Origin of the sequence: Reyranella sp. (assembly GCF_030651995.1) — a bacterium.
Taxonomy (GTDB): domain Bacteria; phylum Pseudomonadota; class Alphaproteobacteria; order Reyranellales; family Reyranellaceae; genus Reyranella.
Genome location: NZ_JAUSBN010000060.1, coordinates 1 through 26478, shown reverse-complemented (window position 1 = coordinate 26478; position 26478 = coordinate 1). Strand labels below are relative to the sequence as shown.

Here is a 26478-nt window from a genome sequence, read left to right as displayed (position 1 = left end):
CCTGCTGCATCCCTCGTCAGAGTTTGGGGACCGTGGCGGGGAAGCCGGGGATCCGGCGGATCGCGGCCTTGACCTGCTCGGCGGTGATCAGGCGCGTGCACTCGAACTGGCGGGGCGTGTTCTTGTGGCGCGGGCACCAGAGGAAGTCGTTGTGGTCGAAGCGCAGCAGCTGATCGTTCCAGCAGCTGTTGCAGGCGTGATAGTTGATGACCCGGTAGGGGGTCGAGAATTCGTTGGTCGGGTGGGTGAAGCCGCTGATCAGCACGGTCGGGGTGCCGGCGGCCCAGGCCAGCCACGACAGGCCGCTCGACAGGCCGACGAAGAAGTCGGCGTGGCGCAGCCAGCGCGCGCGCTCCTGCAGCGGCTTGTCGCCGGTCTGGTCCTCGGCGCCGTAGGGAATGTGGTTCCACATGATGCCGTGGCCGTGCACGGGGCGCTGGTCGATGCAGATGACCCGGTAGCCGTGCTGCTTCAGGAACTCGACGATCTCCCGCCAGCCGGTCGGATTGTTCCAGTACTTCGCCTGCGTCGTGCTCTGCGCGGCGATGCAGACATAGCGCTCCGGAATCGGTCGCGAGGCGTCGGCCAGCGCGAGCCTGGGCGGGGTTTCCGAGGGATCGACGCCGAGGATGTAGCCGGCGGAGCGGTGCAGGCCGACCAGCCGGAAATCGCTCGGCTGCAGCAGGCCCTCCTTGTCGTCGAAGAACAGCCCGACATTGTAGGTGGCGTAGTAGCGCTCGGGCTTCACCTGATCGTGGTTCACGAAGGTGATGTCGGGGTGGGTGTCGCGGAACAGCGGGATCAGCCATTCGGCCATCGCCACGGTGAGGCGGCAGCCGTGATTCTCCTTGAAGCGCACGGCGTAGGGGAACCAGCCGAGCGTGTCGCCGAGCGTGCCCACCGGCAGCTGCACCAGCACTTCGCGGTCGGCGGCGGAATAGTCGTGCTGAAAGACCTTCTCCTCGCCCTCCCAGACCTCGATGCGGAAGCGCACGAAGTAGCGCTTGCTGCTGTTCACCCGGCCGGACTTGATCTGCGTCTCGAACAGGATGTTGTCGGTATCGATGTCGCTGAGCCGGATGCGGCGGAGCGGGCCGGTGTCGTCGATGCCGATGCGGCAGCCGTCGTTGAAGTCGAACCAGATGCCCTTGGGCCCCTGCAGCAGGGGGTTCTGGGCTGGTGGCGTGAACGCCCTCTTGGGAGGTTCCTCCGGGACGGCCGGCGACGGCGCGGCGGGCACCGGTGCGTTGGGCGCGCCGGGTGGCGGCGTGTCGAGCGTGACCGAGAGGACCGGCTGGGGCGGTGGTGCGGTTTGATCTGGCATGATGGGTGAGCTCGGCCGGTTCGGCAGGGGCGGGCGGGCCGCCCCTGCGCCGGTCTAGGCGTGCGGATTGGCGAGCAGGCTGAACGCGTCCGGCGGCGTCGTGTCCGTGATCTGCGTGCCGGTTGTGCCATAGCTTGCCAGCGTGAAGTCGCCGGCGACATAGTTGCCGAAGAGGTTGATGGAAGCCTGGAGCGTGCCGCTGGTGATCGAGAGGACACCCGCGCTGCCCGAAGACTGGTTCCATGTCGCCGACGTGACGCCGGACGTGAAGCCGATGTCGGCGAAGGCCAACGTGCCGCTCTGATATCCGTAGCCGGAGATGCTCAACTGTGCGTCGATCGAGACGGAGTCGTCGAACTTCACGGTGCCGCCCGCCGTGGCGAAGGTGATCTCGGAGCCGCTCGTCAGGGCGCCGCTGATGAACTGGAGGAAGCCGCCGCTGATGGTGGCGTCCTGCAGGGAGCCGCCGGACCATACAAAGGCCTGGCCGGTGCCGATTACAGCGAGATCGTCCGCAATGCCGCCGGCGATGACATGATACGTGCCGCCACTGTTGATCTGCGCGGAGGTCGTCGTGCCGCCGGAAAAGGTGATGGCCGAGCCCGCCGAATTGACGATCGTTCCGACCGCGTCGCCGTAATTGTACTGGAAGCCGCCGCTGTTGACCGTGGTGGCAAGGGCGGAGCCTGTCGCGCCGATATGCTGGCTGCCGACGTTGATGGTGGCATTGCTGTCGGTACCGCCGCTCCAGACGACCTGCAGGCCGCCTACGATCGTGGTGTTCACGGACGAGCCGCCATTGTGCACATGCATGAGCCCGAAGCTCTGGACCAGCGAGTTCGAGGCGATTGTCCCGGAGTCCCAGACGAGCTGCGTCCCGCCGGACTGGATGGTGGTGTTGCTGGCGTGAGCGCTGTCATAGACATACTCGTAGCCGGCACTCTGGATCGTGGCGCCGGAGGCCACGCTGCCGGAGCCCCACACGACCTCGAAGCCGCCCGACTGGACCGTGGCGGCCAGCGAACTGCCCCCCTGATAGGCGTACTGGGTCGTGCCCGACTGGATGGTCGTCGAGGCGGCACTGCCGCCGGCATAGACATTCAGCGCGCCACCGCTGCCCTGCAACAGCGTGCCGAGCGCGACGCCGCCGGAATAGACATAGCCGAGGCCGCCGGCGATGGTCGCACTGCCGGAAACCAGCGTCGCCGTCACCCAGTTGCCCGACACCAAGGAACTGCTGTTGTAGGAGCTGCCGGCACTGCCGCCGGCCGAGACGAGAAGCTGTCCGCCCGCCTCGATCAGCGAATTCATCGCAAATCCGCCACCACCGGACGAGGTTGCGCCGCCGACCACCTGCTTGCCGCCGCTCAGCACTGTCGTGCCCGACGCGAAGCCGCTGGCGAAGACGTACTGGTTGCCGCCGGAATTGACCGTCGTCGCGCTGGCAACCGACTGATGCGCCTGGCCGCCGACATACTGGAAGCCGCCGCCATTGATGGCGACCGCCGAGGTCGTGCCGTAGACATAGCCGCTGCCGCCGCTGGCGATGGTCATGCTGGTGGCGGTGGCGCCCTGCCAGACCTGATGCTCGCCGAGCACGATGGCGCCGCGGTCGACGCCGCTCGCGACGTATTCGATGCCGCCGGCGCTGATCATGGTCGCGCTGGCCGTGCCGCCGTTTACCGTCAGGGCTCCGCCGGAAGCGATCACCAGGCCGGTGCTCGTGTGTCCCGTTTCGAGGGAGAGGTTGTAGGTGCTGATCGTCGCACCCTGCGACACCGTGAAACTCTGGACCACGCTGGCGCTGTTGAGGGCGGAGGTCAGTCCTGAATCGGCGAACTCCTGCATCTGGACGGTGTAGGCGCCGTTGGCGAACGACACCGGCATCGATGTCGCCCAGTTGCCGTCGACATCGGCCTGCGCCACCAGATAGCCGCCGTTCGACACGATCTCTGTAGGCAGGGCGCCGCCGCTCAGGGCCGAGAAGGTCAGCTTGGCGTAGCTGCTGCCGAAGATCTTGTTGGTGTAGGAGGCGACGTAGAAGTTGCTGGCTGCGGTCTGCTGCTGCAGCGCGGCCTGGTCGGAACCGTTCCAGCCGAACACCAGCGCGCCGTTGTAGACGGTCTGGGCTGTCGTGGTGCCGGAACTCTGGGCGCTCCAGACCTCGTAGGATTGCAGGAAGGGCGCACCGCCGCTCGACGTATAGCCCGGCCGCATGCCGACGAGCGGCGCCCAGGGCAGGAGGGTCCCCGAGACGGTCGTCAGCAGCGACGGATCGAGTGTGTTCGTGCCCCCCTGGAAGAAGCTGATCGTCATCCCGCCGTTGGCCGCGGTTATGTACTGTCCTGTACCCGTGCCGGTGATCGCGGCGAGGCCGTCGATGGCGATGGAGCCGCCCTGGCCGGTGTAGGCGGGATTGAGGATATTGCCGCTCGAATCAACCGTCAGATAGAAGTTGAAGGTCTTGGCCGCCGCCCCCGTGCCGACGACGATCTGGTACCAGTTGACGCCGGTGCCCGAGGTGGCGGCGGTGACCGGCAGATCCAGCAGGGCGACGACGCCTGGCGAGGGGAGGCCGTACGTCGTCGTCGTGTAACCGCCGCTGCCGTTGCTGACGACCTGGTAATTGTTGAAACTGCTGATCGTGGGCAGTACGACATCGGTCGCCCCCTTCAGGACGACCTGGATCGGCGTGCCTTCGATGAGCCTCGTCTGTCCGACGTTGAAGTTCAGCGTCGTCTGGATGCCGCTCGAACTGACGCCGGCCGGGACCAGGTACGCGCCGCCGGTCGGGGCGATGTAGTTGGCGATGGTCGGCTGGGTGTAGCCGGTCGGCGTGTCGCCGTCCCCGAACAGCGTGACAGTGATGCTGCTCGTGGGCGAGCCTGTCGGGCTTTGGGTGACGTCGATCAGCGGGCCGACATTGTAGGCGCGGGTCAGGAAGTCCGAATAGCCGTTGCCGTAGGAGTTCGTGTAGTTGAAGAACACCTTGGCGTATTCGTCGTAGGCGACGTGAGACGCCGGGGTCACCGACCCGGTCCCGGATGTGATCGCCCCGCCGAAGGCGTAGGTTGGATCCTGGTTCCACTCCTTGTTCAGTATGATGGAACCCGACACCTGCGCGTTCTGCGACGTGGCGGTGGAATTCCAGTAGCCAGCCGTGAATCCCGCGAGGAAGTCGCGCAGGACGGTGCCCCATTCGTTGTTGGCGCCGGTGTTCATCGTCAGCGTCGTCGTCGACCCTGCGATGCCGTTGGGGTTCGCCAGCCCGGCGACGGTCGCATTGCCCAGCGTCATGTAGATGCTGTTGGCGAGATCGGCCGGGGTGATCGTGATCGTGCCCTTGATCTGGCTGGCGGCGTCCGGCGTCAGCACGAAGTTGACGCCGTTGAACGTCACCCGATAGGAATAGAAGCCGGCGTTGTGCCAGACATGGTTGCCGTCCGGCGCGCCGTTGAAATAGCCGGTGATCTGGATCTGCTCGGCGCCGGCAGCGCCCCCCGAACCGGCCGATACCGCCGTGCTGGACTGCAGGCCCGATATATAAGGGAGCCAGTTGGACGTCTGGTAGTTCGTCCCGCTGATGTTCTCGGAGATCGCGGTGGCCGGCGAGATGGCCATGCGCGGTCCGGTGAGACCGCCCGAGGTCGCGGACGTGAAATACTGGATGCTGCCGCTGCCACCGGCACTGACGAGTTCATTCCAGATCGTGTCGCTGGTGGCGACGCCGCCGCCCGAAATCGAATAGCCGCGTGTGCCGCTGGTGCCGTCCGCATAGACGACGTCGATCGCCATCGGGATGCCGAAGCCGTTGATGTCGGTCAGGTTGCCGGCATCGGCTGGAGCCGGGGTGAAGGTAACCTCGAAACTGTCGTAGCGGTAGTTCAGCGTCTGAGCGCTGGACGGAGTGCCCGTCGCAATGATCTGGCTTTCGGTCTGGATCGGGTCGGTTAGCGTCGATGCTGACCCGCCTGTATGCACAGGCGTTACGCCCGGAGCCAGGCTTTGCAGGATGAAGTAGACCTTCAGTCCTTGCTGATCCGGCAGGTTCAGGGATGCGCCCGAGCCGTTCAGGGGTGTCCAGAACGGGTTGTTGCCGTTCTTGTCGAAATAGACCGCCCAGCCCTGGACGTTCGCTGTCTCCAGCTGGGTCTTCATCCCGGCGCCGACATTGACCGCGACTGTAGGCATCCGTACCCCCGAGACCCCGATTACGGTATGGACGACCGTATCATAACAAACCTAACGTTTGTCCTTGGAAACACAATACACTCCTTTTCGACGCTGACGGCAGTCGGGAAGCAGAACCTCGAGCCATGGACCCTGACAAGGAGCTGCCCAACGATCCCGGCATCATTGCCCTGGTGATGCTGATGCGTCTGCACGGGGTGGCGGCCGACGGCGACCAGATCCGGCACCGGTTCGCGGCGCGGCCGGTCGGCGTGGCCGAGATGGTCCGGTGCGGCAAGGAATTCGGGCTCAGGACCCGGGTCGTGCGCACCCGGTGGGACAGGCTGCCCCATACACCCCTCCCGGTGATCGCGGCACTGCGGAACGGCAGCTTCCTGCTGATCGGTCAGGTCAACGCGGACGAGGGCAAGGTCCTCGTCCAGGAACCCACGGCCGCCCGTCCCCGGGTGATGACGCAGGCGGAACTCGAGGAGGTTTGGGACGGCCGGATCGTGCTGATGGCGCGGCGCAGCGCGCTCTCCAGCCTGACTCGCCGGTTCGACATCAGCTGGTTCGCCGGGGCCATCGCCAAGTATCGCGGGCTGCTGGGCGAGGTGCTCGTCGCCTCGTTCTTCCTCCAGGTCTTCGCGCTCGTTTCGCCGCTTTTCTTCCAGGTCGTCATCGACAAGGTCCTGTCGCACCGGGTGATCAGTACGCTCGACGTGCTGATCGTCGGCCTGGTCGCCATCTCGATCTTCGAGACGATCCTGGGCGGCCTCCGCACCTATCTCTTCTCGCACACCACCAACCGCATCGACGTCGAGCTGGGCGCGCGGCTGTTCCGTCACCTGCTGGCGCTGCCGATCAACTATTTCCAGACCCGCCGCGCCGGCGATTCGGTGGCGCGGGTGCAGGAGCTGGAGAACATCCGCAATTTCCTCACCAGCTCGGCGCTCACGCTGGTGGTCGACCTCTTCTTCACCGTCGTCTTCCTCGCGGTGATGTTCGTCTATTCGCCGCTGCTCACTTTCATCGTGATCGGCTCGCTGCCGGTCTATGTCGCCATCTCGGCCGGCGCCACGCCATTCTTCCGCCGGCTGCTGGACGAGAAGTTCCGGCGCGGCGCCGAGAACCAGGCCTTCCTGATCGAGACGACGACGGGCGTCGAGACCCTGAAGGCGATGGCGGTGGAGCCGCAGATGCAGCGGCGCTGGGAGGAGCAGCTGGCCGGCTACGTCGCCGCGAGCTTCCGTGTCACCAACCTCGGCAACTACGCCAGCCAGGCGGTGCAGCTCGTCAACAAGCTGGTCGTGGCCGCGACGCTGTATTTCGGCGCCAAGCTCGTGATCACGGGCTCGCTGACGGTGGGCGAGCTGGTGGCTTTCAACATGCTGGCCGGCCGCGTCAGCCAGCCGGTGCTGCGCCTGGCCCAGCTCTGGCAGGACTTCCATCAGGCAAGGCTCTCCGTCGCGCGGCTGGGCGACATCCTCAACACGCCGGCCGAGACCGTCTACAACCCGACCCGGACGGTGCGTCCGCCGATCCGCGGCGAGGTGACGTTCGAGCATGTCGGCTTCCGCTACCGCGTGGATGGCTCGCAGATCCTCCATGACGTGAATTTCACGGTGCCGGCCGGCCAGACCGTCGGCATCGTCGGCTCGTCCGGCTCGGGCAAGAGCACGCTGGTGAAGCTGATCCAGAGACTCTATGTCCCCGAAAGCGGCCGCGTCCTGATCGACGGCGTCGACCTCGCCCTCGTCGACACGTCCTGGCTGCGCCGGCAGGTCGGCTTCGTGCTGCAGGAGAACGTGCTGCTGAACCGCACGGTGCACGAGAACATCGCCCTGACCGACCCGGCGATGCCCATGGAGAAGGTGATCGCCGCGGCGAAGCTGGCCGGGGCGCACGAGTTCATCCTGGAACTGCCGGAAGGCTACGACACGATCGTGGGCGAGCGGGGCGGCAGCCTGTCCGGCGGACAGCGCCAGCGGCTGGCCATCGCGCGCGCGCTGGTGACCGACCCGCGCATCCTCATCTTCGACGAGGCGACCAGCGCGCTCGACTACGAGAGCGAACGCATCATCCAGGAGAACATGGCAGAGATCGCCCGGGGGCGGACCGTGTTCATCATCGCGCACCGCCTCTCGGCCGTCCGGCATGCCGACCGCATCATCACCATAGACCATGGCCGGATCGTCGAGGACGGCCAGCACGAGGACCTGGTGCGGACCGGCGGGCGCTACTCCCAGCTCTATCGCCTGCAGGGCGGCATCCAGGTCGTCTCAGAGGCCGGGCGCGACCGATGACGGCGGCCGTCACCCTGCCGCCGCCCAAGTCGTCGTCCAAGTCCCGGTCTGTCCGGCGTCACGCCCACGAGTTCGCGTTCCTGCCGGCGGCGCTCGAGGTCGTCGAGACGCCGCCGTCGCCGATCGGGCGGGCGATCAGCGGCCTCATCGTCCTGGTCTTCCTCGTGGCGATCCTGTGGGCGTCTCTCGGCCGAATCGACATCATCACCGTCGCGCAGGGCAAGATCATCCCGAGCGGCAGTACCAAGACCCTTCAGCCGCTCGAGAGCGGCATCGTCCGGGCAATCCATGTCAAGGATGGCCAGGCGGTCAAGGCGGGCGACGTCCTGATCGAGCTGGATTCGACCGTCAGCGTCGCCGAACGGACGCGCACCGAGGCCGACCTGGTGGCGGCGCGGCTCGACGTATCGCGGCTGCGCGCCCTGCTCTCGGACGCGCCCGATCCGGTCGCGCAGTTCGAGCCGCCCCCGGAAGCGGACCCGGCGCTGGTGGCCGCTCAACGGCATCTCCTCGCCAGCGAGATTGCCGAGCGCCGTGCCAAGATCGCGGCGGTCGACAACCAGCAGATCCAGAAGGAAAAGGAGGTCGCGACGCTGGCGGCCAGCATCGCCAAGATCGAGGCGATGCTTCCGATCCTGCGCCAGCGGTTCGAGATCCGCCGGGCGCTGATGGAGAAGGATCTCGGTTCCAGGCTGCTTTACCTGCAGGAGCAGGGCGAACTGGTCAGCGCCGAGAACGAGCTGCTGATCCAGAAAAGCCGCCATGCCGAAGCCATCGCGGCCCTGGGAGCCATCACGGCCACCCGCGACCAGGTGGTGGCCGAGTCCCGGCGCAAGACCGCCGATGAACTGTCTAAGGCCGAGCAGCGCATCGCTGCCCTCACCCAGGACCTCGTGAAAACCACCCAGCGTACGCGCGAGCGCTCCCTGGTGGCGCCGATCGACGGGGTGGTCCAGCAGCTCGCCGTGCATACGATCGGCGGGATCGTCACCCCGGCACAGCCTCTCCTCGTGCTGGTCCCGACCGTGAGCCGGCTCGAGATCATGGCGATGGTCCCGAACCAGGACATTGGCTTCGTCGAGGTCGGGCAGAGGGCGGCCATCAAGGTGAGGACCTTCGACTTCACGAAGTACGGACTTCTGGAAGGAATCATCGAGAGTGTCTCGATGGATGCAATCAAGCCGGACCCGACGCGCGACCTCCCGGACGGACGGTCGCCGGACGCGATGATGCCCGGCCCATCGGGCGCGACGCAGGACCCCGTCTACGCCGCGCGCATCTCCCTTGACCGCAGCCAGATCAAGGTCGGCGACAAGGTCGTCAATCTGGCGCCCGGCATGGCGGTGACGGTCGAGATCATGACGGGGGAGCGCTCCATCATCAGCTACCTGTTGTCGCCGCTTTCACGGCATGGCCACGAGAGCATGAGAGAGAGATAGGTCGCGGCGTCTGGCGCTGGAGATCGGTTCGATAACGTGCGAAGAATGCCACAGGGGAGTTGCTAACTCGGGGGCGGCCACAGGCCATGAAGCGCGATGCGGTGATCATGGTGACGGGCGCCGGCGGCCTGGTCGGCTCGACGCTGATGAAGCACCTGGCCCGCGAAGGGTTCACCCGGCTCGTTCCGGTGCTGCGACGGGACTGCGATCTTTCCGATGCCAGGAGTACTGAGTTGCTGTTCGCCCGCACGCGACCGACGCACGTTTTCCATGCAGCCGGCCGGGTCTACGGCATCCTGGGCAACATGATGAACCAGGGGCTCTCCTTCTACGACAACAGCATGATCAACACGAATGTCGTCGAGGCCGCCCGCCTGCACGGCGTCGAGAAGATCACCGTCATGGGGACGGGCGCGGTCTATCCCTATCCACCGCCGGGCGTCCCGCTCCGCGAGCACATGATCCACTTCGGCATCCCGCATGCGTCGGAACGCGGATACGCGAACGCCAAGCGCGCGATGCTGGCCATGCTCGAGGCCTATGAGGAGAGCTATGGCCTCAAGTGGGCTTATATCGTCTCCTGCAATCTCTTCGGGCCAGGCGACAGGTTCGACGTGAAGTTCGGGCACGTCGTGCCGTCGCTCATCCGGAAGTTTCACGAGGCCCGGTGCAATGGCGGCAGCGTGGAGGTCTGGGGCGATGGCTCGGCGCAGCGTGATTTCATGTACAGCCGGGATGCCGCCCGGGCCTTCCAGACGATCATGGAAAGCGTCGACGGTGCCGTGAACATCGGCAGCGGCGTCGTCTACAGCATCCGCGAGATCGTCGACATGCTGGGAGCGATCACCGGCATGGCGGACCGGGTGCGCTGGGATCCGACCAAGCCGAACGGGCAGGAGTATCGCGAGTACGACCTCAGCCGCATGCGCGTCGCGGGTTTCCAGTGCCGGCATTCGATCGCCGAAGGCCTGCGCGAGACCTGGAACTGGTATTGCCGCGAGTTTGACGGCCAACCGGCGGCCGTACCCGCGGGTGCCGAAGGAGTATCCGCGAGCCCTTGAGGCCCGGATACATCGACACATGGCGATCAGCACAGGCCCGGCAGTTCCGCCGGAAACACACAGGACACCGACAACCGAGGAGCGGTTGAGCGCACTCGGACTCGATGACCGGCGGCGCATGGTTCACAGGCTGCTGCCGCTGGAGACCGGCTGCGGCCTCGAGATTGCGCCCAACTGGGCTCCGGTCGTCACGAAGTCGGAAGGCGACGTGCTCTATTGCGACTATCTCACCTACGAGCAGTTGCTGGAGCGCGAGAGGACGAATCCCGGCCGCATCCAGCACGGGCTGCGCGTCCAGCGTCTCGATTTCATCTGGGAGATCGGGAAGACGCTGCAGGAATGCGCCGGGACCGCCGCGCCCTTCGACTATGTCGTTTCGTGCCATGTCTTCGAGCACGTGCCGAACTTTCTCGAATATCTCTACCAGGTCCGCGCCGTCGTGAAGGACGACGGCGTGATTGCGATGGTGCTGCCGGACGCCAAGGGCAGCGGCGAGTATTTCCGGCGCGAGACGAATGCGGCCGAGCTAATCAATTCCTACCTGCTTGGGCAGACGGTGCCTTCGCCCGGCCAGGTGTATGACGGGCTGAAGAATCTCTTCGATTTCCAGAACGTGCCCCTGGAAGGCCGCTCGCTCGCCGACGTGAAGCGACTCTTCACCGACTCCGACTCCTATGCCGCGGCGGTGCGCGCGAGCCAGGAGTACGTCGATGTCCATTGCTGGGCCTTCTCCCGCGACGGCTTTGCCGAGGTCGCGCGCGAACTGAGGGAGATCGGCCTTTTCGACTTCGAGATCGAATCGCTCGAGTCCAATCCGGCGACCCAGACCGGGCACGGCTCCGAATTCTACGTGAAGCTGCGACCGACGGCACCGCCGCGGCCCTCGCTGCTGCGTGCACGGACGCAGCCGATGTCCGCGCCGAATCCGGACCCGGACGCGGCGCCGGGACTGTCCGACATCGAGCAGGTCCGGGCCCACGCCGACAGGGCGTTCCGGGAGGCAGTCGCCGTCCAGGACGCGCTGAAGGCCGAGAAGGAAGCGCTCGAAGCCGCGATGGCCAGGGCGGTGGCCCATGGCGAGAAGGCCTTCCGGGAAGCCGTGGCCGCCCAGGACCTCCTCAAGGCCGAGAAGGCGCTCGCGGAGGACCGGCTCGCCCGGCTTGAAGCCAGCCCCCTCGTGAAGCTGGGCGGGCGGCTCGGCCTGCTTCCCCGATAGGCGATGACCGCGCGGAACCGAATGACCATGACGCAGAAGAGACTGGCGATCGTCTGTTCCTACAACGAGAGCTGCGGCAACGCATCGTACGCCCATGTGCTCAGGAACAAGTTCTCGGAGTACGTCCACTGTGACGTGATTCCGCTCGATCTGTTCCTGCTGCAGAAGTCCAGTCCCGCGTTCCAGTCGGCCGGCGACCGGCACATCGCCGAGATCGCGGCGCGCCTTTCGGGTTACGACTACGTCAACATCCAGTTCGAGGCGGGGCTTTACGGCGCGAAGGACAGCGACGTTCTGCGACGCCTGAAAATGCTCCTGGATGGCTGCCGGAACGTCGTCGTCACCATGCATCGCATCAACCCGCCGACTTTCCACCTGCCGCGCGTCCTCTGGCAGTTCGCAGAGACATTCGTCGCGGGGCATCCGATCATCGCCACGCGGGCGCTGCTCGGGGAAATTTTCTACATGCGTCCGGCGGCCAAGCTCTATTCCCGCATCATCGAGGCCTGCCGGGGGCGGTCGCGTTCCGCCAACGTCAGCATCCTGGTCCATACGAAGCGGGAGCGCCGCATCGTCAAGGAGATCTACAGGTTCGACAAGGTGGTCGATTTTCCGATCACCTTTCTGACGGAAGACCAGCGGCGCGAAGTCCTGGAGAACACCGATGTCGAGGCCTTCCGGCAGCGCCACGGGATTGCACCGGGCACCAAGGTGATCGGCGCCTTCGGGTTCATCTCCTCCTACAAGGGCTACGAGACGCTGATCCATGCGTTGAAGGAGCTGCCGGAGGACCATCACCTCTATCTGTTCGGCGGGCAGCATCCTGCTTCCGTCGCGGAGAACGTGCCTCTGGATCCTTACATCGAATCGCTGCTGAAACTCATCAGGGAGAAGAACGACGAGGTCGTCGGCGACGCCCGGCGGCGATTGATGCCCTTGGGACGTGGCAGGATTGCGCCGGCGGACACCGACCCCGAAGTGGCGGAGAAGGTGGAGGATGCGCTTTCCAGACTTCTGTCGTACGACCTGCTGAAGCGTGTCCATTTCGTCGGCGAACTGTCGGATCCGCATTTCATCGAGGCGCTGCGCGGCTGCGATGCGGTCGTCCTGCCGTATCTCGAGGTCGGCCAGAGCATGTCCGGCGTCATCGCGCTCGCGATCGAATGTGGCGCCAATCTCTATTGTGCCCGCAACAGGTCCTTCGCCGAAGTGATGAAGTACTACGGCGAGGTTTTCGTCTCGTTCGACATCGGCAACTACGTCGAATTGGCCCAGAAGATCCAGCGTGGCGGCAACCGCTTCGAGGAGGCTCGCAGCCGCGCCCTGGCGACTTACAACCTGCACAGCAACGTGGCATTGCATCTCGAGAGAATGGGCTTCGTCCTGCCGGCCGAGTCCGAGCTGCCACGGGCGGGGACAATGCAACCGGCGGCGTAAAGCCGCTCGACGGGAGCAGTTCCGATGGCGACACCGGACGGGCTGGACGAGGAACTTGCGCTGGCGCTGGCCGCCGTCGAAGCCGACCCGGCCAATGCTTATGGCCTCGCCGTGGTCGCCGAGCGTCTTCGCCTGGCCGGCCGGGAGGAGGAGGCGGCCGCGGCCGTCCGGCGGGCCGCCGCTCTCAATCCGGGCGACGACCGCGTGCTCAGGAAGTCGCAAACGCTCCTGCTCATGGTGGGCGATTTCGCCGCCGCCGTGGAACAGGGGCGGCTGCTGGTCGGCCGCGACCCCGCGGATCCGGAGGCGCGCTTCCAGCTGATCTTCGGACTGCTGGCGCTGCGGGCGCATCGCGAGGCGCTGGATCACCTCGACATCTACCTGCAAGGCACCCCTGAGTCGGCCCTGGGCTGGCGCAATCATGCCGGTGCGCTCGAGGCGCTGGGCGAGTTCCATCGCGCGCTCGCCTCCTCGAACAGGGCGGTGCTGCTCGAGGCGTCCAACCCGGAATTCCGCCTCCATCGCGCCGGCCTGCTCAACCATCTCGGCCGGACCGCCGATGCCCTGGCCGAGGTGCGCGCCGCCCAGGCGATCGAGGGCGACACCGCCCGGGTCGCGTGGTTCGGCAGCGTCATCCACGACGGTGCCGGCGATCTCGACGCTGCGATCGACCATGCGCGCAGAGCCCGGGATCTCGCGCCCGACAATCTCGATTTTGCCCGGTACGTCGCGGACCTCGAGAAGCGACGGGCGGCAAGATTGACGCTGACGCTCCCGTCCGGCGCCGGCGGACCGCCGGGACAGGTCGCGCCGCGCCCGGGCTGGCAGGCCAGAGCGTCCGTCCGTCCGGGCTGGCGCGCCGCGGCGAGCAGCCAGGGCCGCATCCTGATCGCGCTGCTGCTGCGCGACGCGCAGACCCGCTTCGGCGAAACGCGCCTCGGCTACCTCTGGGCCCTTCTGGAGCCGATCTCCCATCTCGCGCTCATCGCCAGCGTGTTCGCCGCCACGCATATCGGCGGAACCGCGCCGGTCGGCAGCAACCTAATCGTCTACTACTTCACCGGGGTGCTGCCCTACCTGCTGTTCTCCAACACGGTCTTCGGGGTGCAGCAGAGCCTCGTCGCCAACCGCCCCCTGCTGCAGATCCCGCTGGTCCAGCATGTCGATGTCCTGCTGGCGCGCGGCCTGCTTGAGCTGCTCACCCAGTTCTGCGTCGCCATCATCGTGCTGACGGCTTTCGTGCTGCTCGGCCTGCCGGCGGTTCCGAACGATGTATTCGATGCGGCCAGCGGGCTCCTGGCGATCTGGGTGCTCGGATTCGGCATTGGAGTCATCAATGCGACCATCATCCACTTCGTGAAGTCGTGGGACCATGTCTTCGCCAACGTCGTGCGCGCCCTCTACTTCACGTCCGGCATCTTCCTCAATCCGGCCGAGATGCCCGAATGGGTGCGCAACATCCTCGTCTGGAACCCGGTGCTGCAGGCCATCGACTGGATCCGCAGCGGCTTCTTCGACAGCTGGCATCCGGTCTGGCTCGATCGTGGATACGTCGTCCTGTGGGGACTTGCCGCCGTGCTGATCGGCTTCAGCCTGGAACGCGCCTGCCGCCGGCGGCTCTCGGTCGCATGATAACGCTCGATCACGTCCACAAGAGTTACCGCACGCCGGAATCCCGACGCACGGTACTGGATGACGTGAGCGTGGTCCTTGCCGACGGGGTGAACATCGGCATCCTGGGCGTCAACGGCGCGGGCAAGTCGACCCTGATGCGGCTGTTGTCGGGGACCGAACTGCCCGATCGCGGCGACATCCGGCGCACCAGCCGGGTGTCGTTTCCGCTGGGCTTCGGCGGCGCGATCCATCCCAACGCGACGGGCCGCGACAACGTCATCTTCCTCGCCCGTGTCTACGGCGTCGACCGACGGGCAGCCATCGAGTTCGTCCGGGAATTTGCCGAGCTCGACAGCTACTTCGACATGCCGACCCGGACCTATTCCTCCGGCATGATGGCGCGCCTGTCGTTCGGGCTCAGCCTCGCCATCGACTTCGACGTCTACCTGGTCGACGAGATCACGGCAGTGGGGGACGCGCGCTTCCAGTCGCGCTGCCACGAGGCATTCCAGCAGCGGATCCGCCATGCTAGCGTGATCATGGTGTCGCACAGCTTCGAGACGATCCGGTCCTATTGCGAGAAGGGTGCCATCCTCAACGATGGCAAGCTCGTGATGTACGAGAACGTAGAAGGGGCGATCGCGGACTACAGGAAACTCCTGGGCCTCGATGGGGGCCTCGACGGAGGCCCCGAGCCGGGCGGGTGAGTGTCACATGAGCCAGAGGGTCATCCAGCTGCGCAAGGATACGGTGGAGGAGCCGGACCTTCTCGCGCGTCCGCTGCCTGCCGTCCGGCGCAAGCGCGGCATGAAGGGCCATCTCCTGGCCTTCCTGCTGCTGGCGCTCGTTCCGACCGTCGCCGCCGGCGTCTACCTGTACGGCTTCGCCGCCGACCAGTATGTGTCCGAATTCCGCTTCAACCTGCGGCGAGCCGCGGAGCCCGTTCTGGCGGCCGGCGCCAACAGCGGAAGTCCCTCCGGGGCGCTGGCCGCCAGCGGGCTGACCGCGAGCCAGATCTGGGACTCGCAGACGATCGTCCAGTTCATCCGGAGTCGCGACGTGGTCGATGCGGTCGAGGCGGAGCTCGGTTTCGAGCGGCTCTACCGGCGGGACGAGGTCGACTGGTGGAGTCGCCTTGGCAGCGGACGCTCAATCGAAAGGAAGACCGAGTACTGGCGCGGCATGGTCGAACCGTTCTTCGACACCATGACGGGGGTCATCTCGGTGTCCGTGCGGGCGTTCACGCCCGAAGACGCGCTGGCCGTCGCGAATGCCGTGTTGAGGAGCGCCGAGAAGACGGTGAACGAGCTCTCCACGCGCGCGCAGAAGGATGCGATCGCGTTCGGCGAGGAGGAGGTGGGGAAAGCGGACCGCCGGCTGGTCGAGGCGAGGGTGGCCGTCCGCGACTTTCGCGACAAGGCCGAGATGGTCGATCCGGGGCGTTCGGTCGATGTCGACATCAACCTGCAGGCCCACCAGCGTGAGCGGCTGGCGACGCTGCAGGCCCAGTACAACTCCATCAGCAAGTCGGCGCCGAACGCGCCGCAGCTTCGTCACCTCGGGGTCGAGATTGCCGCCATCGAGGGCATCATCCGCGATCAGCAGGCCGGCATGACGCAGGGGCGGAAGGCGACGTCGGAGAAATCCGGTGGCCCGACGATCACGGCGCTTATGGGCGGATACGAGGCGCTGAAGCTCGAGGAGGCGTTCCGCGAAAAACTCTATCTCTTCGCGCTTCAGTTCGCCGAACAGTCGCGGATCGAGGCGATGCGGCAGAAGCTCTATCTCAATGCCTTCGTGAAGCCCAAGCTCGCGGAGGAGGCACTGTATCCGCGCCGCCTGCGCATCATTGCCATCGTCTTCTTCGTCGGGCTGGTCGCCTGGGGACTGGGATCTCTCGCCTACTATTCCATCCGCGACCATCTCTGACGGATCAGCGGTAGCGGTCGGCGGCACCGAGAAAGCCGGCGTAGCGTGCGACCGCCTCCGGGACGGGCGTAAACGGCCTGCGGTAGCCGGCGTTGCGCAACGCGCCGAGCGGCGCTTCGGTCGTATACTGATAGCGATCGCGCAGGTCCTCCGGCATCGGGACATAGGCGATGCGCGGCTCGCGCCCGACCGCGTCGAACAGGGCACCGATCAGGTCCCGGAACGATGTCGCATGCCCGGTGCCGACGTTGAGCAGCCCACACGCGGGGCCGTCGCTCATCGCCCAGAGCACGACGTCGGCCACATCGTCGACCAGCACGAAGTCGCGGCGTTGCCCGCCGTCCGCGAAGTCGCTGCGGTGACTCCTGAACAGGTTGACCTCGCCGCCGGCGGCCGCGATGGCGTGGTTCCTGGCGACCACGCTCATCATGTCGCCCTTGTGATACTCGTTCGGGCCGAACACGTTGAAGAACTTCAGCCCGACGCATCTCGGCGGCAGCGGCAATCCGCGTTCCCGTCGCTCCGCTACCACGAGGTCGAACTGATGCTTGCTCCAGCCGTAGAGATTGAGCGGCCGCAGCTGGCGCAGGCCGGAGAAGGGGAGATCGTCGGTGAATCCCTGGCTTCCGTCGCCATAGGTTGCGGCGGACGAGGCATAGACCAGCGGAATGCCGCGCGATGCGCAGATGTCGAGCAGCCCGAGCGAGAACTGGAAATTGTCCCGAATCACCGCGTCGCCGTCGCGGGTCGTCGTCGAGGAGATCGCCCCCATGTGGACGATGGCTTCGACATCCCGGGCCTTCGTGAGAAACTCGAAGAGTTGTTCCGGGAAGACGAAGTTGCGGAACATCCTCTTTCGGAGGTTCTGCCAGCGATCGTCCTTTCCCAGGCGGTCACACAGCACGATGTCGTCGCGACCGGCGTCGTTCAGCGCGGCAACGACGTTCGAGCCGATGAATCCCGCTGCCCCCGTGACGACGATCATGACTGCTTCCTCGTCCCGCGCCGAGCTATCGCCCGTTGATGAGGCGCGTACTGGAATGACCCGGCACGAGGTCGATGGTCAGCACACGCCCGCCGTTCTGCCGCACGATGTCCCCGCCGACGATGTCCTCGATCCTGTAGTCCGCGCCCTTGGTCAGGAGGTCCGGTTCCAGCCGCGCGATCAGGTCGAGCGGCGTATCCTCGTCGAAGACGACGACGAGGTCGACATGCCCGATCGCCCCGAGGATCTCGGCACGGGCCTCCTCGTTCTGCACGGGTCTCTTGTCGCCCTTGAGGCGTCTCACCGAAGCATCGCTGTTCAGGCCTACGATAAGTCGATCGCACTGACGGGCCGTCTCGCGCAGCAGGGAGACATGGCCGGGGTGAAAGAGATCGAAGCAACCGTTCGTGAAGCCGACGGTCAGCCGCTGCCGGCGCCACTGCGCGCGCAGCAGCATGGCGGTCTCGGCCGATACGCGCGAGCCCTTCGGGACCGGCAGCTGGCCCGCGAAGACTGCGCGCTCGTGCTCGATCTCCGAGCCCGAGACCGTGGTGGTTCCCGGCCTGATCACCGAAATGCCGGCGGCGATGTTGGCGAAGGCCATGGCTTCCTCTGCCGACCGGCCCCCGGCGATGGCGAGCGAGAAAGCGGCGATTGCCGCGTCTCCGGCCCCGGTCACGTCGACGATCTCATGCGCACGCGTGGGCATGTGGATCGCCGAGCCGTCCGGCCTGACCAGCGACATGCCGTCCTCCGAGCGCGTCACGAGAAGGGTGGCGCCCGTCGTCGCGGCGAGGGACGATGCGGCCACCTCGACCTGACGGTCATTGTTCACGGGAAGGCCCGTGGCCGCTTCCAGCTCGCGGCGATTGGGCTTGATGAAGCTGGCGCCGCGATAGTCCGCGAGGTTGCGACGCTTCGGATCGACGATCACGGGCAGACCGGCCCGGGCCGCCAGGGACAAGGTGGCTTCGATCACCCGATCCGTGACGAGCCCCTTGCCGTAGTCGGAGATCACCACGAGGCGGCACGCGTCCATACACGCTGGCAGCGCGGCAATGATCTGCTCCTCGCACACCGGCGTGACGGGCGTCGTAACTTCCCGGTCGAGGCGCAGGAGCTGATTGTGGCGGGCCAGGAACCGGGTCTTGACGGTCGTCGGCTTGCCCGGCGTCGCGACCACGTCGAGCGTGACACCGGCGAGGCGCAGGAGCCGGACCAGCCGCTCGCCTTCGGGATCGGCGGCGACACCGGTGATGAGATGGGCCGTTCCGCCCATCGCGACGACGTTGAGGGCCACGTTGGCGGCGCCGCCGCCGGATTCGGTGGTGTTCTCCTGCCGGATGATCGGCACCGGAGCTTCCGGTGAAATCCTGTCGACGCTCCCGAAAACGGAGATGTCGAGCATCGCATCGCCGACGACCAGAATCGGGGCGGCGGTCTCCATCCACGGGCTCAGCCGTGGAGCGAACGAGGCCATCGACCTCGGCGAGTGGTCGTTGGCCGGCGCTCCCGTCGGGGCGCTCCGCTGATGATGCCGTTCGGACTCCATTCCCCCGCCCCGATCGGACCATGTCCGGCCAGCCTACCCGGTCTTCCAAGACATGCTAGCTTGGCACTTGAGAGTCCGCCACTCGCGCCCGGCCGTCTCGTCGCTGCAGGTCTCGGGACGGGCGGCACCGCGGCCGTCTCGGCGGTACCGTGGCGCGCAAGTCTCGTCGGACCTGCGTCACCCGGTTACTTCAGTTCGGCGATGCGCAATTCCTCGGCGCTTTCGCATGCGACTGCGGCGTCCTTGTACCGCTTGAGGTCGAGGTAGGCGCGCGCCAGGAATTCATAGTGGGCAGGCTTCTTGTAGGGACCCGTTGGGACCCTCGTGAGCAGCTGACGCGCCGCGCCGCGTTCCTTGGCGGCGACAAGGGCGCGAACCGCGAGGCATGTTGCCTCCAGATTGATCGCGCGGTCGGTCTTGATGCCTTCCATCTGCTCGTAGGCGCTCGTCGTCCCGTCCCAGTCACCCCGGGTAAAGGCCGCGCGCATCTCCCCGATGAGCTGCTTGCCCAGTTCGATCTGCTCTTCTCTGGTCACGATGTCATACCCTCAAAATTTCACCGGCACTGTGGACATCCGTGGCGGAGCCAGAAGGGAAGGTTCCCCGCTGGACTTCTCCTCGGTGTCCGAGGCCGACGCTTCGACGCGGAACACATGGCTCTCGCTGGCGGCAGAGTCCGCAGATGCGTATAGCTCAAATCGTGCCATCGTAAATGGGCGCGAACCATGAAACTTCGGCGAAACAGCCGACCTTCAAGACCATGTGAAGAAGAGGCATTCTCCAAGACAAAGAGTGAGCCTCATTCCGTATATTGGACCCTGGAAGGGTTCGATCGTTGCTTCGTCCGGAGAGACTGAACGTCTCGGCTGCCGTCGCCCATCGACAGCAGGACGCAGCTCATTCTCAATGGCTTCCGTCTGGACCTCGAGCCCGCCTGCGAGGTTCAGGTATTCGCCATAAAGGGGCTCGCGCTCCACCGTGAGGTCGCCGATCTGGATGCCGATGCCGCATCCAGCGCGTCCTTGTATTGGCGACCCAAACGGGCGATACGTCTGCCGTCGAAAGACGGACATCTGATTTTGGTCCGTGCCCCGGTCGAAGCCCGGCAGCCCGCTCCACCGCGTTTGATCCTGAAAATTCGCAAGTTCGACACTCCTGCCGTCTGCCCTGCAGTCGCGGCAGGAACGCATGTCTACTCAAATGAAAGGGTGCCCCATGACGACGGGAACCGTGAAGTGGTTCAATTCCCAGAAGGGCTTCGGCTTCATCCAGCCCGATCAGGGCGGCGCCGATACCTTCGTGCACATCAGTGCCGTCGAACGTTCGACCCTCGGCATGCTGAGCGAAGGCCAGAAGGTCTCCTACGACGTGGTCGCCGATCGCCGCAGCGGCAAGATGTCGGCCGAGAACCTGCGCGAAGTCGAAGGCTGATCTGAGGCGGTCCCTTTGGACGCCGCACCACGAGAGTGGCGGATGACCGACGGGAGCCTGGAGTCCTGCACCATCACCCACCTGCGACCATGGATGCAATGGCGTCCGGCCGGAGGAGCACGAGGAGGCCCTGCACATCGCAGAGCCTCCTTTGTCGTTTGGGCCCTGCGCTCCGAATGGCGGACCTTCGGCCTCTCCATCAGCACGCCACGACGGGCATCCGCGGCGAAGGAACCCATGACAGTTCGTCCCGACTACGCCCTGAGCCGCGCCCGCTACACACATTTCCTTTTCACTGTCGTCGGAAGCGAGAGGCGCGGCACTCAAAACAGCGGCGAGGACATCACCGTCCTCACCGCGCTGGAGCGCCTCGGCATCGATCCCTGGCAGGAGGCGGCGCGCCTGTCGGTATTGCCGCGCGCCGAGGCGGCCGAGTCCCTGGCGGAGACCTTCGTCAACCTTCCCGACACGCGCTGGGCAGCCGGCGACGCGACAGGTGCGGCACGACGCATCATCAGTACGCTGCCGGAGCCGAGCCATCGCGCACCGGCTCGCCTCAGTCCTCGGACTTTCCTGACCTGGGGTCTCTGGGCTGCCGTGGGCCTCGCGCTTGCGCTCATCGCCGTCAACTACATGGTCAGTGCCATCGGCCCGCTGACTTCAAACTGAGCGGCGCTTATTCCGAAGCGTCTTGCTGGGATCCAGGGTCATTCCCCGGAGAGCAGCCGCCCGGCCTCACTCACCAGATCGTTGCCCCGCCTCGTGCGGATCGGCAGGCGCGAGATGCCGTTTCGTTCGATCAAGCCGAGCTGGCGCAGCCGGATCTCGACTTCCATCGAGGGCCGCCGTTAGGTGATGCTGCCATCGATCGCCAGTAACCCGGCGAACTCATCGGGGCTCAGACTGGAGGCGGCCACTCCGGGTCTCCTTCATCAGGACATGCAACTCTCAGCCGTCGCAAGCCAAGATGGGTGGACAATGGCGGCCCCCTTACACGCTGGGACAATCCATGTCGAGAAACGCCCGTCGCGGTACCCCTTGGCGTCCTCGGGCTAGTCGATGATGGGCAAGGTCACGACGGTGGAGGTCCCGTTCGGCGAGCTCTCGCGTTTCAGCTGCCCACCGATCTGCCGGGACAGCGAGTCGATCAGTTGCAGGCCGGATCCGCCAGGTGAGTCTGTCCGGATACCGCGGCCATTGTCGGTCACGGTCAGGCGGCCCTCACCGAATCCCACGTCGGACTGAAGCTTCACGACCACCCGTCCGCCCGCTTCGCCGAACGCATGCTTGACGCTGTTGGTGACCGCCTCGTTGCTGACCGGCGACGGCAGCAGTGGCAACGAGGGCGGCGGCAATGAGGGGGATGGCGAGGTCCACACCTATCGTGTCGGTGGCCCGGTGCCCGTCGTCATCTGGGACGCGGAGGCCGGCAGGCGACGCGTCGTGCCGATGCGCTGGGGCTTCCCGGATCCGAGGGACTGGCGGCGGCCGCGGCCGATCCACGCGCGCTCCGAGACGATCGATGCCAAGGAGCCGTTCCGCACTCCCTTTCACGCCGGGCAGCGCGGCATCGTCGCCTTCGAGACGTTCAACGAGGGCGAGGAAGTCACGAAGCCCTCGGGCGGGACGGAAGTGAAGCAGTGGACGGTCAATCCCGGGGATGGCCAGCCGCGCGGCTTTGCCTTCGTGTGGCGGCGCTATGAGATCGTGGGCCAGCCTGCGCCGCTGCTGTTCTGCGTCATGGCAACAGTGCCCGCGAGCGAGCTCATCCGCCGCTCGATCAAGCCGGTGGAAGACGAACCGCGCATGCCGGCGATCCTCGAGAGGTTTGACGTCTGGGCAACGTGGCTGGGCGAGGATGGCTCGCCGCCTGTGGGGGCCAAGGCGCTGCTCCGGACGATGGAAGGCGTGAACTGGACGGCCGCGCCGGAGCCGAAGAAACCGCGAGCACCCCGCAGGACCTGATCGGCGGAACTCCGTGCGCGGCGTTTCGTTGTCGTTGCCTCGCATGGGAGTGACTGCATGGCCACGAAGAAGAAGGCTGCAAAGAAGACTGTGAAGAGGTAGGTCGCGAAGAAGAAGGTCGGGAAGAAGGCCGCCAGGAAGAAGGTCGCCCGCAAGCGCGCCGCCAAGCGCGGACAGGGCGACAAGGGAGACCGGCGCCGCTAGCCGCCATGCCAGCCAGGGTTTTCTGCCGGAGTCGCGTTCCATCGTCGATGCCGGGATCGTCATCTTCGTCATCCTCTCCTGCAGCTACGCCGTCGAATGGCTCCAGTTCAGGCTGCCGGCGTTCGAGAGATTGACGCGCGAGCCGAAGCTGAAGCTGATCGACAATGAACGTTTCCTGCGGCGCAACATGCGTCAGGAGTTCGTGACCGAAGAGGAGCTGATGGCGCAGGTCCGCAAGGAGGGCCTGGAGGACTGCCGGGAGATCAAGGCGGCCTTCCTGGAGGCCGATGGGCGCATCAGCTTCATCCGGAAGAGCTAGCGGCACTGGCTCAGAGGTTCTGGAGCTTGTTCTCCACGCCGAGGATGTGGCGGCCGACCATCTCGGCATGGCCCATCATGCCCTGCAGATGCTGGCTGGCGCTCATGGCGTCCCGGAAGCGACGTTCGAACGGCGCCGAATTCAGGATCGCCGTCGTGCCCGCCGCGCGATAGGCCGCGATCGACACGTCGGTCGCCTCGTTCATGCCATAGGTGGTCGCCAGGCGCAGCCGCATGCGACCGTCGACATCGAGCGTGCCGTTCGCCGCCTTGTCGTAGGCCTCGCACACCTCGGCGTGCAGCCAGGCGCGGGCGGCCGACAGCTTGGCCTCGAGCAGGGCGATTTCGCGCTGGATCGCATTGTTGGCCGACATGGCGTTGATCGACGCGCGGCTGTGCTTGCCGCGCGCCAGGTCGATGTAGGTTTCGAGCAGGCGCCGCCCGAGGCCCAGCGTCACGCTGCAGAAGCCGCTGGCATAGAGCAGGGTCGAGCCGATCGTGTAGAGCGGCCCGGCCTCGCGCCGTTCCTGCAGCGCGTCACGCGCCGGTGCATGCGCGTCGGGGATGAACAGGTCCTCGACCGTGTAGGTATCGCTGCCGGTGCCGCGCAGGCCCAGCACGAACCAGTCGTCGACGATCCTCGCGTCGCTGCGCTTGAATACGAAGCTGCGGTCGTCGGCCTTGCCGTAGCGCTGGTGTGGGGTGCCGTCCGGGTTCTGCACGGCGCTGTGCGCGCCCATCCAGGTCGTGTGCCGCCCGCCGCTGGCGAAGCTCCAGGTGCCGCTCAAGCGATAGCCGCCCTCGACGCGGATCGCCTTGCTGGTGCCGTTGCGCGCGCCCCAGGCGAGGCCGACACCGGGACTGCCGAAGAAGGCGAGGGCCGCGTCGTGCGGCATGGCGGCGGCGGAGGTCGCCGAGGAGACGTTGGACTGGTTCACGAACCACCCCACGCTGGCATCGGCCCAGGCGATGGCCTCGACGGTCTTGCAGAACTCGATCAGCGGCAGCTCGGCGCCGCCCAGGCTCCGGGGCAGCAACAGCCGCAGCATGTCGTTCGCCACCAGCCCGTCGACCACTTCCGGCACGACCTCGCGGCGGCTGTCCATCTCCGCGCCGTGCCGGTCGATCAGCGGCTGCAGGGTGCGCGCCCGTTCGGGGGCGCTGAGGGTTGGGGTGGCGAGGGTGGGGGCCGGCTGAACGCGGGTGTCCATGGAATCCTCGGGGATGCGTTTTGCGTCTGCTTTCCTGCCGCATACTGGACCGCTCGGGCAGGCGGTCAATCGGTCGGCGGCGAGTGCCACTACCCAGCGAAAGGGGCGCCTATCCGGCGATGTCGGCGGCGACACGCCGGTCGCGCGCGACCGCCTCCGCGACGGCGGCCGGTCCGTCGAGCTGGAGCGGGATGTTGGCGAGGCGGGCCTGGGTCTGCACGGACTTGTCGTTGCGCAGGCCCAGCAGCGCGGCCGTCAGCCGGTGGGCCACCGCCGACGGCGTGGCCAGGGGCGCAAACAGGCCGAAGCTGATGGTGTAGGCGAGCTTGGGATCGCCCGCGAGCTCGGCGAGGGTCGGCACGTCCGGCAGCTGCGGGGAGCGGCGCGCACCCGAGGTCGCCAGCACGCGCAGTTTCGTGCGGTTGCGCCCATTGTGGAGCAGGGCGGTCCGCGTATCGACGACCGCGATGTCGGCGCGGCGCGTCAGCAGCATGTCCACGGCGGCATTGGTGCCGGATACCTCGATCGCCTCGAACGACAGATTCATGCGGCGTTCGACCAGCGCCAGCAGGAGGCCGATGGTCGAGTCGCGGCCCGTCGTCGCGGCCCTCAGGCGGTTCGAACGCGCCGCGGCGAGCAGGCCCGGCCAGTCGCGGATTTCGGAGAGTTCGTTTACGGCCAGCGCCGTCGAAAAGCCGCGCGTTATCTTGGCGATCGGCTGCAGGCGCGACAGGAGCGGCTCGGCTGGCGTCTCCTGCAGCACGAGGTTCAGGATTTCGGCGATCAGCAGCATCCGTCCGTCGGGCGCCGCATCGATCACCTCGAGCGCGGCCCGGCCCCCGGCCTGGCCCAGCGTATAGTCGAATTCCACCGGCTCGTTGAGCGCCGTCGAGAAGCCATCCTGGATGAGTTGGGCGCAGAGGTCGGTGGGATTGCCGACGCCGAAGCCGCAGATCAGGCGGATCGCGTCCGTCGCGGCAAGGGCGCGGCCGCCGATCAACGCTGCTGCGGCCATCGCAGCAGTCCCACGCAGCGCGTCGCGTCGGGCCAGCTTCATGCGCCGATGATACGTCAACGCGCCAGCGCGGTCTCGCTGGCCGGGTCGCCGGCGATGCGGCTGTGCCACATGATGCGCTTCTGGGTCATGTCCCACGGTGTCGCCTGGTGCAGCAGGCAGCGATTGTCCCACAGGACCGCGTCGCCCGGCGCCCAGTCGTGATGATAGACGCGCGGCGGCTGGCAGGCGAAGTCGATCAGTTCCTGCAGGAAGCGTTCGGACTCGACCGGGTCCAGGCCGGGAATGGCGTGGGCATGGCGGCCGATCAGCAGCGACTTGCGACCGGTCTCGGGATGGGTCTTTACCAGAGGTCGCAGCGGCACGGGACCGTCGTGCAGCCCGTAGCCGCTGTATTCGCCATCGGCCTTCTTCGTCTCATGGCCGAGCTTCGACTGGCTGTAGTGCAGCGAGTGACGGGCCTGCAGCGTCTCGACGCGTGCCTTCAGATGCTCGTCGAGCGCGTCGTAGGCCGCCCGCATGTCGGCGAAGCCGGTCTGGCCGCCGATGCCGGGAACCACCTCGGCGCTGAACACCGCGCCCTTGGCCTGGACCGGCATGTAGGTGCTGTCGGCATGCCAGCCCATGTTGCCCTTCAGGATCTTCATCATGTCGTCGTTGTCGGTCTCGACACGCAGGCTGCCGTCGGAGCGCACGTTGCTGATCGCGGCCATCTCGAACTCGAGCGGGCCGAAGCGGCGGGCGAAGGCGATCTGCTCGTCGCGCTTGAAATGCTGGTCGGGAAAAACGAGGAGTGCGTATTCGAGCCACGCGGCATGCAGTTCGCGCCATCCGGCATCGTCGAGGTCGGCGAGCTTCACGCCGGTGACGACGGCGCCGAACGTGGCGTCGAGCGGGGTGATGTCGAAGGCGCCTGCCATGCGAATCCTCCTGGTCATTTTCGCCAGTGTAGCGCACGCGGCCCAAAAGAGAACGGCCGGGCGATGCCCGGCCGTTCATGCCTTTGCGATGCGGATCCAGGATTACTGGATCACGATCTCGACGCGGCGGTTCTGCGGCTCGCGGACGTTGGGGCCGGTCTGCACCAGCAGGCCCTGCTCGCCACGGCCGAGGACGGCGATGTTGGTCGCCGGCACGCCCTCGCGGACCAGCGCGTCCTTGACGGCGTTGGCGCGACGCAGCGACAGCGCCATGTTGTAGGCCTCGGTGCCCGACGTATCGGTGTGACCCGTCGCCGTGATGCGGGCGTTGCCCTTCGTCTTGTAGGCCGAGGCGGCCTGGCGGATCGTGGTCAGCGCCTG

23 protein-coding genes are annotated in these 26478 nt (G+C 66.4%); 12 read left to right on the top strand and 11 right to left on the bottom strand.

Features of this window, described 5'->3' with window-relative positions; translation table 11 throughout:
* Window positions 1-16 precede the first annotated feature (16 nt).
* Window positions 17-1324 (bottom strand): autotransporter strand-loop-strand O-heptosyltransferase, encoded by a 1308-nt coding sequence (locus Q7V45_RS18680; protein ID WP_304854775.1) that lies wholly within the window; start codon window positions 1322-1324, stop codon window positions 17-19.
* 54 nt (window positions 1325-1378) lie between these two features.
* Complete coding sequence (locus tag Q7V45_RS18675; RefSeq protein WP_304854774.1) at window positions 1379-5515, bottom strand: hypothetical protein; 4137 nt, start codon at window positions 5513-5515, stop codon at window positions 1379-1381.
* A gap of 125 nt (window positions 5516-5640) precedes the next feature.
* Here Q7V45_RS18675 and Q7V45_RS18670 point away from each other — a divergent pair, with 125 nt between their 5' ends.
* The 8 genes from Q7V45_RS18670 (at window position 5641) to Q7V45_RS18635 (ending at window position 16496) form a co-directional block, all read left to right on the top strand.
* Window positions 5641-7800, top strand: coding sequence for a type I secretion system permease/ATPase (locus tag Q7V45_RS18670; RefSeq protein ID WP_304854772.1), 2160 nt, complete (start codon window positions 5641-5643; stop codon window positions 7798-7800).
* Window positions 7797-9239: an HlyD family type I secretion periplasmic adaptor subunit gene (locus tag Q7V45_RS18665; protein WP_304854770.1), complete on the top strand. Its 1443-nt coding sequence runs from the start codon at window positions 7797-7799 to the stop codon at window positions 9237-9239. The genes Q7V45_RS18670 and Q7V45_RS18665 overlap by 4 nt, the downstream gene beginning before the upstream one ends.
* 86 nt (window positions 9240-9325) lie before the next feature.
* Complete coding sequence (locus Q7V45_RS18660; protein WP_304854768.1) at window positions 9326-10300, top strand: NAD-dependent epimerase/dehydratase family protein; 975 nt, start codon at window positions 9326-9328, stop codon at window positions 10298-10300.
* 85 nt (window positions 10301-10385) lie between these two features.
* Window positions 10386-11516 carry a methyltransferase domain-containing protein gene (locus tag Q7V45_RS18655; protein WP_304854767.1) on the top strand — a complete coding sequence of 377 codons (1131 nt, stop codon included), beginning with the start codon at window positions 10386-10388 and terminating at the stop codon, window positions 11514-11516.
* Window positions 11517-11543: 27 nt separating this feature from the next.
* On the top strand, window positions 11544-12953 hold the full coding sequence (locus tag Q7V45_RS18650) for a hypothetical protein (protein ID WP_304854764.1): 1410 nt from the start codon (window positions 11544-11546) through the stop codon (window positions 12951-12953).
* Between the two features lie 24 nt (window positions 12954-12977).
* Complete coding sequence (locus tag Q7V45_RS18645) at window positions 12978-14585, top strand: ABC transporter permease (protein ID WP_304854761.1); 1608 nt, start codon at window positions 12978-12980, stop codon at window positions 14583-14585.
* The gene (locus Q7V45_RS18640) at window positions 14582-15274 is read left to right on the top strand and encodes an ABC transporter ATP-binding protein (protein WP_304854758.1); all 693 of its coding nucleotides are present in this window, start codon (window positions 14582-14584) and stop codon (window positions 15272-15274) included. Before Q7V45_RS18645 ends, Q7V45_RS18640 begins: the two co-directional genes overlap by 4 nt.
* A gap of 7 nt (window positions 15275-15281) precedes the next feature.
* Window positions 15282-16496, top strand: a complete 1215-nt coding sequence (locus Q7V45_RS18635) for a hypothetical protein (protein ID WP_304854755.1) — start codon at window positions 15282-15284, stop codon at window positions 16494-16496.
* Window positions 16497-16500: 4 nt separating this feature from the next.
* Here the strand turns inward: Q7V45_RS18635 and rfaD are convergent, their stop codons facing one another.
* The 3 genes from rfaD to Q7V45_RS18620 form a co-directional block, all read right to left on the bottom strand.
* Window positions 16501-17481, bottom strand: a complete 981-nt coding sequence (rfaD, locus tag Q7V45_RS18630; protein ID WP_304854752.1) for an ADP-glyceromanno-heptose 6-epimerase — start codon at window positions 17479-17481, stop codon at window positions 16501-16503.
* A gap of 25 nt (window positions 17482-17506) precedes the next feature.
* A complete protein-coding gene (gene rfaE2, locus Q7V45_RS18625; RefSeq protein ID WP_304854750.1) occupies window positions 17507-18928 on the bottom strand; it encodes a D-glycero-beta-D-manno-heptose 1-phosphate adenylyltransferase in 1422 nt (473 codons plus the stop codon).
* Between the two features lie 290 nt (window positions 18929-19218).
* Window positions 19219-19569 carry a hypothetical protein gene (locus Q7V45_RS18620; RefSeq protein ID WP_304854747.1) on the bottom strand — a complete coding sequence of 117 codons (351 nt, stop codon included), beginning with the start codon at window positions 19567-19569 and terminating at the stop codon, window positions 19219-19221.
* Between the two features lie 679 nt (window positions 19570-20248).
* Here Q7V45_RS18620 and Q7V45_RS18615 point away from each other — a divergent pair.
* Window positions 20249-20464, top strand: coding sequence for a cold-shock protein (locus tag Q7V45_RS18615; RefSeq protein WP_304854744.1), 216 nt, complete (start codon window positions 20249-20251; stop codon window positions 20462-20464).
* Window positions 20465-20701: 237 nt separating this feature from the next.
* Window positions 20702-21133, top strand: a complete 432-nt coding sequence (locus Q7V45_RS18610; protein WP_304854741.1) for a hypothetical protein — start codon at window positions 20702-20704, stop codon at window positions 21131-21133.
* A 38-nt stretch (window positions 21134-21171) separates the two neighbouring features.
* On the opposite strand, the gene Q7V45_RS18605 is transcribed toward Q7V45_RS18610, so the two are convergent.
* Both Q7V45_RS18605 and Q7V45_RS18600 read right to left on the bottom strand, forming a co-directional pair.
* Complete coding sequence (locus Q7V45_RS18605; RefSeq protein ID WP_304854739.1) at window positions 21172-21300, bottom strand: hypothetical protein; 129 nt, start codon at window positions 21298-21300, stop codon at window positions 21172-21174.
* A gap of 216 nt (window positions 21301-21516) precedes the next feature.
* On the bottom strand, window positions 21517-21717 hold the full coding sequence (locus tag Q7V45_RS18600) for a hypothetical protein (RefSeq protein ID WP_304854737.1): 201 nt from the start codon (window positions 21715-21717) through the stop codon (window positions 21517-21519).
* A gap of 34 nt (window positions 21718-21751) precedes the next feature.
* Here Q7V45_RS18600 and Q7V45_RS18595 point away from each other — a divergent pair, with 34 nt between their 5' ends.
* Together Q7V45_RS18595 and Q7V45_RS18590 are read left to right on the top strand one after the other, a co-directional pair.
* Entirely contained in the window at window positions 21752-22429 is a 678-nt protein-coding gene (locus Q7V45_RS18595; protein ID WP_304854734.1) for an SOS response-associated peptidase family protein, read from the top strand.
* A gap of 334 nt (window positions 22430-22763) precedes the next feature.
* Window positions 22764-22952 (top strand): YetF domain-containing protein, encoded by a 189-nt coding sequence (locus Q7V45_RS18590; RefSeq protein ID WP_304854730.1) that lies wholly within the window; start codon window positions 22764-22766, stop codon window positions 22950-22952.
* A gap of 10 nt (window positions 22953-22962) precedes the next feature.
* On the opposite strand, the gene Q7V45_RS18585 is transcribed toward Q7V45_RS18590, so the two are convergent.
* The 4 genes from Q7V45_RS18585 to Q7V45_RS18570 form a co-directional block, all read right to left on the bottom strand.
* Window positions 22963-24162, bottom strand: a complete 1200-nt coding sequence (locus Q7V45_RS18585) for an acyl-CoA dehydrogenase family protein (protein ID WP_304854727.1) — start codon at window positions 24160-24162, stop codon at window positions 22963-22965.
* Window positions 24163-24271: 109 nt separating this feature from the next.
* Complete coding sequence (locus Q7V45_RS18580) at window positions 24272-25219, bottom strand: tripartite tricarboxylate transporter substrate-binding protein (protein ID WP_304854725.1); 948 nt, start codon at window positions 25217-25219, stop codon at window positions 24272-24274.
* Between the two features lie 14 nt (window positions 25220-25233).
* A complete protein-coding gene (locus tag Q7V45_RS18575) occupies window positions 25234-26097 on the bottom strand; it encodes a TauD/TfdA family dioxygenase (RefSeq protein ID WP_304854721.1) in 864 nt (287 codons plus the stop codon).
* A gap of 102 nt (window positions 26098-26199) precedes the next feature.
* Window positions 26200-26478, bottom strand: a 279-nt coding sequence (locus tag Q7V45_RS18570; protein ID WP_304854718.1) for an OmpA family protein, incomplete at its 5' end; no start/stop codon positions are given.